The sequence below is a fragment of the Tateyamaria sp. genome (assembly GCF_059783535.1).
In genome coordinates, this window is the sequence record NZ_JBYNDP010000118.1 from 1 (window position 1) to 10,641 (window position 10,641).

Here is a 10,641-nt window from a genome sequence, read left to right on the forward strand (position 1 = left end):
TGGCGCAGGCAGGTGAATTGTGTGGTGGACCAGCGCGGACGCACCTTGCGGACAACGTCCAACGGACAACCGCATGTGGTGATCCACGATGCGTGGTCCGGCAGATGATCGGGTAAGGCGGGCCTTGGCCCGCCTAGCTCAGCTCGGGCACATCGGCCCGCTCCAGCACATAAGTGTGAATGGCAAACACAACGGCGCGGCTTTGCGGCAGGCGCAGCAGCGTCTGCCGCTCGCTCCGGTAATATGGCCCCTCGGTCAGGCCCGCCCCCACCCGGCGCGGCTCTGACTGAGACCGGGGCTGGAACAGCTCAGGGTCCTGATACCAAAGCTGGTTGAACCGCCAGAGCGGTCGCCCGACCTGTATCCCGTCAAACAGCCGCTGTACGCGACGTGCAACGTCATCGGTGTATTCAGCGACGGGCACATGAATGTCGACCAAGGGACGGCCCGCCTTCTCACTCAAGCGCCATGAGGCCGGAAAACACAGGACCGCACCGGTCAACACGTGTTCATCGCCGCGCTTCTGCATCAATACAAAATCGTTCTGACAAAGCCGTCCCAAAGTCTTCATAGGCGCGGAATAATCCAGCGCCACTGCGCGCCCATCTGGACAGGTGACGTGATGGCCATCTCGCTGAAACCCTTGCGTGGGCAAGATGTCGAGCACGGCATTCAGCAATTCCAATGCCGCGTCCCGCGCCGACGGGTCGAGGTACAAAACATCCGTTTCTCGTTCCGCCAACAAGGACTCGCGCCGCGCCATCTGGTCTGCATAGGCCTCGTCAACGCGCAACCACGGTCCGACCTCGGGCCGGATACCCGGCAAGGCGCGGCTGACGTGCATGTCGTCGGGCAATTCACGCTGCAAAATCACGGTCATGGCGCACATTTGCACGGGGTTTACAGAACACGCCACAGCAAAAAAACGCCGGATCGCTGTCGGAAACGGGCAACTACACCGTGCGAATCCAAGTCACCCTGCCGACAGGGAAGGACGCACCATGAACCAGCATTACCGTGACACGCGCAAAATCGACCCCAATCGCGGCGCCGCATTGGGCGATGGCACACCAAACGATGCCGACCGGATTGAGATCGGCCCAACGCAACTTGCCTTTGCCGAATGGGAGGCTGCTGGTCTTCAACTGCCCAATCTTGCCAATATGCGCGAATACCGCTGGCGCAGGCTGACCCAACATATCGTGGATCGCGGCTATGCAGGCCTTTTGATGTTTGACCCGCTCAACATCCGATACGCCACCGACTCGACCAACATGCAGCTTTGGAACACGCACAATCCCTTCCGGGCGGTGCTGCTTTGCGCCGATGGCCACATGGTGATCTGGGACTACAAGAACGCCCCCTTCCTGTCCTCGTTCAATCCGCTGGTTAAAGAGGTGCGGCACGGGGCCGACCTGTTCTACTTCGATCGGGGGGACAAGGTTGATGTCGCCGCCGATGTCTTTGCCAACTCTGTGCGCGAGATTTGCGCCGAACATGCCCCCGGCCATACGCGCCTTGCGGTCGACAAGCCCATGGTCCACGGGCTGCGCGCGCTGGAAGCACAGGGTTTCACCGTGATGGATGGCGAGGAAGTCACGGAAAAATCCCGCTCGATCAAGGGGTCGGATGAGATCAAGGCCATGCGCTGCGCCGTCAACGCTTGCGAGGCCTCGGTCAAAGCCATGGAGGACTTTGCACGCGCCAATGTGGGTGATGGCAAGACATGCGAGGATGACATCTGGGCCGTGCTGCATGCCGAGAACGTCAGGCGCGGGGGTGAATGGATTGAAACCCGGTTATTGTCCTCTGGGCCGCGCACCAACCCATGGTTCCAGGAATGCGGCCCCCGCATCTGTCAAAAGAACGAGATCATCTCCTTCGACACCGATCTTGTCGGGTCCTACGGAATCTGCGTCGACATCTCGCGCAGCTGGTGGATCGGCCCGGACAAACCGCGCCCCGACATGATCTATGCCATGCAGCACGCCCATGAGCACATCATGCAGAACATGGAGATGATCAAACCCGGTGTCATGATCCCCGAGTTGACGGCCAACACACATGTGTTGGATGACAAGTTCCAGGACCAGAAATACGGCTGCCTGATGCACGGCGTCGGCCTGTGCGATGAGTGGCCCCTTGTGGCCTACCCTGACAAAGCCGTGGCGGGTGCGTATGACTACCCCCTGCAGCCTGGCATGGTTCTGTGTGTGGAGGCGGCGGTTGGCGAAGTCGGCGGTGACTTCTCTATCAAGTTGGAAGATCAGGTACTGGTGACGGAAGACGGTTTTGAGAACCTGATTGGATACGAGTTTGACCCGGTCTTGATGGGTATCTGATTTCCAGAGCCTGTGGACCGGATTTCCCGGCAAACGTGACCCGTCCATCACCAAGGGGTTGCGGTGTGAGAGAACATTCAAGGTCCCTCGCAACAGTCAGCGGCGCGTGAAGCCGTCTTAAGGGCTTCTGTCCCAGCCGGCCTCAGCCAGCTCGACACCAGAAACAACGTCAGATTGCAAAAACAGTATGAGGAACCGCACTTCTCGCATAACGTGAATACATTCGCGCCGAATCTATAATCGGTTGAAATTGCATTTTCCGCTCGCGCGCGAGCAAAGTTATTTTTGGGGACCACATGAACGCTGACGATATCGAAAGCATTGCAATCCATCCTGCCATTGGTGTCGCCAAAACGGTGTGTCAAAGGGAAGGGCGGCGTATTGCAGATGGCATGACGACACATGCGACGGTCCCGTGCGCGCGACAGTCACCATTGGCGGTCGCGATATCGAGGCGCAGCCCGCCCATGTCATTGTTACACCTCCGAATTTTGGCCCAGGCCTGTTCGGCGTCGTCACGATGGACGACGTGGTGCGGGACCTGTTCATTGGTCTTGGCACCCTTCCACCGCCCGGTAAAACCAGTTTCAGCAAAGATATCTGGCCGATCTTCGACAGGATGACCGGGCATCAGTGGGTCTGTGACGGCATCCTGCTTCTGGCAGGTCAAGGCACACCGCTGGATGCCCGCGACCCCGAAATCATTGCGCAGATGGGCGATCCTTCGGACGCAAGCGCAGAGTACAGGCAGGCCGTCTTCAACCTGTTCCGAAACAGCAAGACCGAAGAGCTGAAACATGCAGGCCTGCCCCCGTTTTATGGTGACACATACGGGGATCGATATCTGGATGGTCCCCGCGAGGGGGAATTGGTCAATCCGGCACGCGAAGACCTGTTTCTGACCAAGACCCAGTATCAGCACCTCGAAAACTGGGCGAATGGAGATTTTGAAGCCGACTGGGATGGTATTCCTGCAATCCCGGACTTTGACGATATCGCGGTTGGGGACCAGCCCCGCGAACTGGACCACGCCGCGTTGCACGAATGCCTGGGCGGACCATTTCACCCGGGCATCGAACTGACCTGGCCCATGCGCCTCGCCTCCATGTAGGATCCCGACCAACCTTACCGCTTGCGCCCCCGCCCCGAGGGCGTGCCGGCGCGCCAGGACTACGGCACGACACTCAGCCGTGAACAAGCGCTGGCATGGGATGGGCCTTGGGGCCCCACGGGCGCAGGCAGCCTGACCCGCTGGATGGATGTGCCATGGCAAACCGACGAAGCGTCCTGCAACTTGGACCTTGTCTATACGCCCAGCCTTTACCTCAGCTCGCCCAGTTTCTGGGGCGCGCGTGTGCCAAACCAAGTGCTGCCGATCGAGGCCTACAATATTGCCACCACTCCGGATCTCGCCCCGCTTCAGGTACGGCGCCACTTCAGAAACCGCCGCTTCTGGCTGCGCGACTTGCAAGGAACCGTTTATGCCGCCTTTGACCCCGTCACCTCCCAGGGTCTGTTCAACGCTTTGTCAGCAGGTTTCTTCGCAGGCAATGCGGTTGCAGATGCCTCGTCTGGCGACGTGGCCGCCCCCAAAGTCTACGATACGCTGCTGTTGCGCACGGTGGACCGCACATATGCCACAACCCATCTGCAATACGCCGCCCTTCCCTTTGACACACCGTTTTGGCGACACCACGCACGGGCGGGCATGGAAAAGAAAGAAACCGCCCCAATTCCCGCTTGAGTAGAATTCATGTTCGATGCAATCTGACGTTGTTTTGATGCTGCAATAACGAGTGATTGTTCGGATCATTCCACATTTTTTTGGAGGAATACAGTTGCCCACATTTGAAATTCACCCCCGTATCGGCGTTGCGCGACTTGGCAATAGCCTGACAGATTTCTATCTCTCGCCGACTGAAATAGGCGGTCTTCCCGTCGCCTGCGACGAATGGGGCAACGGAACACCAGATGCCGGACCTGTGACCGTATTCAAGGACACAACAGGCGCGATCAAACGGCAGGCGGCAAGGTTTCACATCTTCCAAAAGGATGACGACGGCACCGAACACAAGGTGAGCCTGGACGACCCCAAGATCGACAAGATCGAATGGGTGGCCCATGTCGCGAACAAGAAACCGATCTGGTACACCTTTTCCGAGCTTCTGGGCGACCTCGAATTTGGCGGACGCAACAGCTACGAAAACAACCACGTCCCGTGGAACAACCCGGATGTGACCAGCAAGAAAAAGCGGCAAAAGCTGATCATCGACCCCGGCCCGCGCCACATTTCTGAACCGCAAACCAGCGTCGGCTTTACCCGCTACAACATCCCCGAGGATTATAAACACGGGTCGTTCCCTGACCTGTCCAACGGCGGTCAACAGATCGACACGCTGGGCGAGCTGAAGATGGACGCACAGGGCAACCTGATCGCATTGGGTGGCTTTGGGCGCGTTACGGGCAGCGCGGAAATCTCCAGCTTCCGTGGGGCCGCGGGCTATTGGGACGACATCGCGGATGGCTATGTCTTTGCCCGCGTAACCATGGCTGACGGCACGGTGCACGAAACATCCTCGGCCTGGCTGGTTGTGGGCAGCCCGAAATACGCGCCTGAGATCGTGAACATCACGACGCTGGCCGACACGATGGATGACGTTGCGATCCGTAAAAACAACGCGCGGCCCGACATTTTCCCCGGCGGCGACACATCCAGCGATTGGCCGACGGATCCTCGCAATGGCTATACGCCGCTGCAGGGCTTTAACCCGGACTATGTCGTGAACTTCGAACGCGACGTGCAACCCATCGTCGACCGTATGGGGCTTTATAAATACGTGGCCAACGTCCCCACCATGGATGATTTCGCCAACCCGAAATTCGACATGCAGGATGCCAGCGACGCCAACGCAGAACACCGCATGCGCTATTTCCAACTGTTCCGTATGCCCCTGCTGCCCAAGGACTATGCCGAATACTACGCCACTATGTCCAAGGGCCCCGGCCAGCTCTACGCACTCAAAGACAACGATCCAGACACATTGTCGGGCCTGCCCATGATGCCGCTGAATTCGGGCGACAACTCGGTCACAAATACTGGCCCGATCTACAAGTTCGAAACCCTGTCGCCGACACAGTATTTCTACCTGTACCAATGGGCTTGTGGGCGCTTCACCACCGACAAACCCGATCCGTTGTCACTGACCGAACATCTGGATCGCGTCGATGCCAGCAACTGCGTGGGTGCCCCGTTCAGTCCCGGCATTGAAGTGACGTGGAGCGTGCGCAGCGCGGCAATTTATGACGCCCCCCTGCATCTCAAGCTCGCCCATGACAAGCGCGGCTATGCCAAGATGACCAAGCACTATGAGAAAGAGGGCCTGAGCGTCGATCACAACGAATGCGCGGGCGGTGGCTGCGAACCCGGCGATCTGACCAAGCGGATGGCGATCCCGTGGATGGCCGATTTCCACGAATGCACGGTTCAGACCCCGAACCTGACCAACATCCACGTGAACCAACTGGCGGATGGATCAGGGATCGAGGTGCCTCCGGCCTTCTATGTCTACTGGTGGCCGCCACAAAGCCCGTTCAACGTGACCACCGGCACGCAGCTTCCACAGGATCAGGTGCTGGACGCTTTTGTCAGCGATATTGACGGACAGACCATCATACCCCAGGGCCAGAACGTCGAATTCCAGCGAGGTATCGATTCTGCGCAGAAGATGATCGACTCGTGGTTCATGCTGGGCTTCCTGCTGAACCGTGGCACCGAGGAAGTCCCATATATCGTTGAAACCGAACGGAACTTCGGACAGCTGGCACAAGCGCACATTACCGAAATCGCATCGGCGGCCGCTACGGCCTCGACTGCGGCCAAGGGCTGACGGTGGACCAGCACTTTGATGTGGCAATCATCGGTGGCGGGCCTGCGGGCACCGCCGCCGCACTGACCCTTTGCAAGCGCAGTGACATCTCAGTCACCGTGCTTGAACGTGGTGCCTACGCCGAACCGAAGGTCGGTGAATCCCTATCGCCCGGCGTCCGCGGCTTGCTGCAATATCTCGACTTGTGGAAACGGTTCGAACAGGAACAACGTCTCAGCCTTCTGGGCAGCGAAGCGGCATGGGGCAGCGACACCCTTGGCACCATGGATTTTATCCTGACCTTGCACGGGGCGGGCTGGGCGCTCGATCGCCAGCGTTTCGAGCAGATGATGGCAGATGAAGTTGAGCGACGAGGCGTGCCGCTGCAGACAGAAACAACGGTTGCGACCTGCCACCACGATGGTGCGGTTTGGCACCTGGATTTGGGCAACCGCGCAATCACTGCACGTTACGTGATCGATGCTGCCGGGCGCACGTCGAGGTTTTCGTTGCGCGACGGGGCACATCGACAGCGCAACGATACGTTGACGGCGATCGGCACGCGCTTGCCACGCGCCGCAGACACCCAACAGATGACACGCGTCGAAGCGTTCGAGGATGGCTGGTGGTATGCCGCGCCCTTGCCCTCGGGCGACACAATCGTTTGCCTGTTTTCGGATGCCGAGCGCATACATGCGCTGCGCCTGTCCGACCCGGCAGTTTGGACCAACCGCTTGTCACAGACGCAGCACATCCAGCCATTGATCAAGGCAGGTCAGACACAACCGCCGCAATTGGAAACCCTGCCCGCCTTCTCCAGCCTGCTCAGCCGCGGCGATCCCAACACCCCCATAGTGGCCGCCGGGGATGCAATCGCCGCACGTGACCCGCTCTCGTCCTCAGGAATACCCAATGCCATCGGCAGCGGCATCCAGGCAGCGCGTGTGGCTGCTGACTGGCTCTTTGGAACTGGCGCATTGAAACCCGCCTACCTTGATGGCGTGGCACAGGATCACGCGGCCTATTTGAATACTCACTGGCGTACCTACAGAACCGAAGGCAGGTGGGCGGATGCTCCGTTCTGGCGCTTCCGCTCGGCACAGGTGACCAGAGGGCCCAATGCAAGAATTTGCGCCTCACCCAACGGCACGTCCTCTCTTTTTGTGCCCAGCCACGTCGCTCGATGGATTGCCGGTGAGGCGCAGCAACCAACGACACAGGTTAATCTTGTCACACAGGTGCGCCGAGCCTTCCCCGACATCCCGGACGAACGACTACTGCTTGCCATTGAAGACCTGACGGTCGTTGCCGAAACAGCCGCATCAGCCTGAGCCAACCGCCGTCAACTGCTCCGTTTCGCGCGCAAAACGTCATCTGCATGGACAGCCTTCAGATAAAACACCACATGTCATGCCTACACCTGTGCGTGAGAACTGTGTCATGCCCCTTCTTTTGCTGGGCATCCTGCCCCATTCTCCGTGACAAGGAGACACCACATGCCCACTGAACGCATTACATTCCCTGGCCATGCCGGCACCCTAGACGCCCGGCTCGACCTGCCTGAAGGGCCACATCTGGCCACAGCGGTCTTTGCCCATTGTTTTACCTGCGGCAAGGATATCCCGGCCGCGCGCCGGATCGCAGCGCGTCTGACAACCATGGGCATCGCCGTGCTGCGCTTTGATTTTACCGGTCTGGGCCACAGTGAGGGCGAGTTTGCCAACACCTCCTTCACCTCGAATGTCGAGGATCTTGTGCAAGCCGTCGCGTATCTAGAGGATCGCGGCCTGCCTCCCACTCTGATGATCGGCCATTCGCTTGGGGGGGCGGCCGTGCTCAACGCAACTGCGCGACTGGACCAGATCAAGGCCGTGGCAACGGTTGGCGCGCCGTTCGACCCTGAACACGTCACGCACAACTTTGCCGATGCGCTGCCTGAGATCATCGCCCAAGGCGAGGCCGAGGTGAATCTGGGTGGTCGTCCCTTCCGCATCGGGAAGGGCTTCGTCGAGGATGTGACCGAAGAAGCCCTGCAACCCGCCATCGCCCGCCTCAACGCCGCGCTGCTGGTTCTGCACGCCCCGCGCGACTCCATCGTTAGCATCGACAACGCGAGCGAGATCTTCCTCGCCGCTAAACACCCCAAGAGCTTCGTGACGCTAGATGACGCGGATCACTTGGTGACCAAGGCCGAACACGCCGAATATGCCGCTGACATCATCGCCACATGGGCCAAGAAATACCTGCAGCTCAAACCGCCCGCCCCGCCCATTGGTGCACCCGAAGGCGTGGTGCGCAGTTCTGAAGCCGATCCGAAGGGGTTCCTGCAAGACATCACTCACGGAACGCGCCACCACATTCTCGCGGATGAACCCCGTGCATATGGTGGCACCAACCAGGGCCTGTCGCCCTACGGCCTGCTGTCAGCGGGGCTGGCGGCCTGTACCTCTATGACCATCCGGATGTATGCACGCCGCAAGGAATGGCCGCTGGACCATGTCCATGTTGATGTCAGCCACAACAAGGTGCACGCGCAGGATGCGGGCACGGTTTCTGGTGACAAGATCGATGAATGGAAGCGCCGGATCAACCTGACGGGTCGGCTTGATGAAGCACAGCGCCAGAGGTTACTTGAGATTGCTGACAAATGTCCTGTTCACAGAACGTTAGAGCGTACATCTAAAGTACTGACTGAACTTACCCCCTCCAGCGAGGTCTTGGAAAGCACGTAAGCCGTTTCGGGCTCAGGCCAACAACCTAGCCCCAAGAATGAAGTGAGGCGCGGACCCGCCAGAGACCGCGCCTCTCATTTGGATCAAGGGAAGGATCAGCCGCGGGCGCGGCCAACCAGTTTCCACGCCGCCGGCAGAACCAGCGCCGCCAGTGCGAGTTTCAGCGCGTCACCGATCAGGAAGGGTGTCAGGCCCCATTCAAGGATCGGCTTGTCCCAGCCGTAGAGCTGACCCAGCCACGCAAGGCCCGGTACATAAATCAGCACGTTGCCGATCAGCATCGCCAGTGCCATCCACAGCACCGACCGGTCCCAACCCCGTTGAGCCAAAGCGCCCAGCGCCACGGTCGCCATCACGTAGCCAACCAGGTAACCGCCCGTGCCGCCCATCATGTAGGTCAGACCGAATTTCTCAGCCGACGACCCGGCAAAAACATCAAAGCCCAGCGCACCGACAATCATGTAGCCAAGGATTGTCACCAGACCCAAACGCGCGCCATAGGCGGCACCGATGGTCAGAACGGCAAAGGTCCCCATCGTGATCGGAACGGGCCACATCGGCACCTTGATCTTTGCTGCAACTGCGAGAAACGCAATGCCCAGCACCACCAGAGCCGCCTGCTTGATGCGCAGCGCTGTGCCCTCTGTTGCGCCAAACATGTCGCTCAGCACCTTGTTATTCCACGTCGTTTCCATGAGGCCTCACCTGTCAGGACAAAAAGAATTGGGCGTGTTGTGCCAAGGCCGGGCCTTTTCTGCAAGCGCAAAGCCAATGTTTGCGATCACGTCAGGTGTTCCGGTTGAATCGCGTCACGCTGATGTAGTCCTTGCGCGGTCCACGCACGCCCCACGTCACCTTGAACGAAGGCCAATCCGCAAAGTCATAGGTTCCGACATAAGTGTCCGGATCACAGAAATGCTCGGTATTCCCACCCAAGGCCGGCACCTTGTGAAAGAAACGCCCGTCGTCAAAGAAGACGGACAGATCCTGCGCCCAGTGATACTTGCGCTCCGCCTGCATCGGGGGGGCGCTTTCCATCTGCAAGACACCACTTTCGACGTAGTCCAAGCCATCTGACGCAGGCGCCCATCGGGCGGCGCCGACAAAGCGGGCTAATGGCCCCAAGGTGGGCGTTATCGTACGCTCGATGGCCCACTCACCGACAAAATCTTCCAAAACCCGCTCAATCGGCATAAATGGCTTCCGTGATGTCTCCACCCTGCCCCACAAAACGCAACATGTCCTCTTTGCGATCCATCGTGTAGCAGGCCCACATGTCATTCGGTGGCCACTGACTGCAATACCGATCATCTTCGATCCGCCAATAGCCCCAGCTTTCGCGCCCCTTGAATATGTAAAGGGTCCGACCAGACGCGCGAAAGTCCTGTGTGGTGTCCGGATAGGCAAGTGTGCGCCCGGTCAAGGCTTCGCGAATCTGCTCTCCGGTCATCGGCATCCAATCCTCTGCCGCAACAGGCCCGCCCAAAAGGGTGATGATCAGGGCAAAGCGTCTCATATCAGGGCCTTCGTCTTGTCGTTCGTCGGACCTCAGTCTAAGGACGCGGCACGATATCCGACAGTCACAAAAAGGTGCCCCATGATCCCACGTTATTCCCGCCCCGACATGGTTGCGATCTGGGACCCGGCCACCAAGTTCCGCATCTGGTACGAGATCGAGGCGCATGCCTGTGACGCGATGGC

Annotated in this window: 9 protein-coding genes and 1 pseudogene; 6 read left to right on the top strand and 4 right to left on the bottom strand. The window is 59.3% G+C overall.

What is annotated here, in order from left to right:
* Positions 1 to 12 precede the first annotated feature (12 nt).
* Positions 13 to 108 carry a hypothetical protein gene (locus tag AC6RA8_RS17690; protein WP_500354471.1) on the top strand — a complete coding sequence of 32 codons (96 nt, stop codon included), beginning with the start codon at positions 13 to 15 and terminating at the stop codon, positions 106 to 108.
* Between the two features lie 25 nt (positions 109 to 133).
* Here the strand turns inward: AC6RA8_RS17690 and AC6RA8_RS17695 are convergent, their stop codons facing one another.
* A complete protein-coding gene (locus tag AC6RA8_RS17695; protein WP_500354455.1) occupies positions 134 to 880 on the bottom strand; it encodes a heme-dependent oxidative N-demethylase family protein in 747 nt (248 codons plus the stop codon).
* 121 nt (positions 881 to 1,001) lie between these two features.
* On the opposite strand from AC6RA8_RS17695, the gene dddP reads away from it, so the two are divergent.
* The 5 genes and pseudogenes from dddP (at position 1,002) to AC6RA8_RS17720 (ending at position 8,940) form a co-directional block, all read left to right on the top strand.
* Positions 1,002 to 2,342: a dimethylsulfonioproprionate lyase DddP gene (gene dddP / locus AC6RA8_RS17700; protein WP_500354457.1), complete on the top strand. Its 1,341-nt coding sequence runs from the start codon at positions 1,002 to 1,004 to the stop codon at positions 2,340 to 2,342.
* 358 nt (positions 2,343 to 2,700) lie between these two features.
* A pseudogene (locus AC6RA8_RS17705) lies at positions 2,701 to 4,086 on the top strand (LodA/GoxA family CTQ-dependent oxidase).
* 94 nt (positions 4,087 to 4,180) lie between these two features.
* Positions 4,181 to 6,229: a CTQ-dependent lysine 6-oxidase LodA gene (gene lodA, locus AC6RA8_RS17710; RefSeq protein WP_500354459.1), complete on the top strand. Its 2,049-nt coding sequence runs from the start codon at positions 4,181 to 4,183 to the stop codon at positions 6,227 to 6,229.
* Positions 6,230 to 6,231: 2 nt separating this feature from the next.
* Positions 6,232 to 7,539: a tryptophan 7-halogenase gene (locus AC6RA8_RS17715; protein WP_500354461.1), complete on the top strand. Its 1,308-nt coding sequence runs from the start codon at positions 6,232 to 6,234 to the stop codon at positions 7,537 to 7,539.
* A 165-nt stretch (positions 7,540 to 7,704) separates the two neighbouring features.
* Positions 7,705 to 8,940 carry a bifunctional alpha/beta hydrolase/OsmC family protein gene (locus tag AC6RA8_RS17720; protein ID WP_500354463.1) on the top strand — a complete coding sequence of 412 codons (1,236 nt, stop codon included), beginning with the start codon at positions 7,705 to 7,707 and terminating at the stop codon, positions 8,938 to 8,940.
* A gap of 95 nt (positions 8,941 to 9,035) precedes the next feature.
* On the opposite strand, the gene AC6RA8_RS17725 is transcribed toward AC6RA8_RS17720, so the two are convergent.
* The 3 genes from AC6RA8_RS17725 to AC6RA8_RS17735 all read right to left on the bottom strand — a co-directional run bounded on the left by AC6RA8_RS17725 (position 9,036) and on the right by AC6RA8_RS17735 (position 10,456).
* Entirely contained in the window at positions 9,036 to 9,635 is a 600-nt protein-coding gene (locus tag AC6RA8_RS17725) for a biotin transporter BioY (RefSeq protein WP_500354465.1), read from the bottom strand.
* A 91-nt stretch (positions 9,636 to 9,726) separates the two neighbouring features.
* Positions 9,727 to 10,134 (bottom strand): DUF6314 family protein, encoded by a 408-nt coding sequence (locus AC6RA8_RS17730; RefSeq protein WP_500354467.1) that lies wholly within the window; start codon positions 10,132 to 10,134, stop codon positions 9,727 to 9,729.
* Positions 10,124 to 10,456: a hypothetical protein gene (locus AC6RA8_RS17735; RefSeq protein WP_500354469.1), complete on the bottom strand. Its 333-nt coding sequence runs from the start codon at positions 10,454 to 10,456 to the stop codon at positions 10,124 to 10,126. The genes AC6RA8_RS17730 and AC6RA8_RS17735 overlap by 11 nt, the downstream gene beginning before the upstream one ends.
* Positions 10,457 to 10,641 lie beyond the last annotated feature (185 nt).

Excerpts from the sequence above, each read along its gene's own strand:
- AC6RA8_RS17725 (WP_500354465.1), bottom strand. The coding sequence starts at position 9,635 with ATGGAAACGACGTGGAATAACAAGGTGCTGAGCGACATGTTTGGCGCA.
- AC6RA8_RS17730 (WP_500354467.1), bottom strand. The coding sequence starts at position 10,134 with ATGCCGATTGAGCGGGTTTTGGAAGATTTTGTCGGTGAGTGGGCCATC.
- AC6RA8_RS17735 (WP_500354469.1), bottom strand. The coding sequence starts at position 10,456 with ATGAGACGCTTTGCCCTGATCATCACCCTTTTGGGCGGGCCTGTTGCG.
- dddP (WP_500354457.1), top strand. The coding sequence starts at position 1,002 with ATGAACCAGCATTACCGTGACACGCGCAAAATCGACCCCAATCGCGGC.
- AC6RA8_RS17695 (WP_500354455.1), bottom strand. The coding sequence starts at position 880 with ATGACCGTGATTTTGCAGCGTGAATTGCCCGACGACATGCACGTCAGC.
- AC6RA8_RS17720 (WP_500354463.1), top strand. The coding sequence starts at position 7,705 with ATGCCCACTGAACGCATTACATTCCCTGGCCATGCCGGCACCCTAGAC.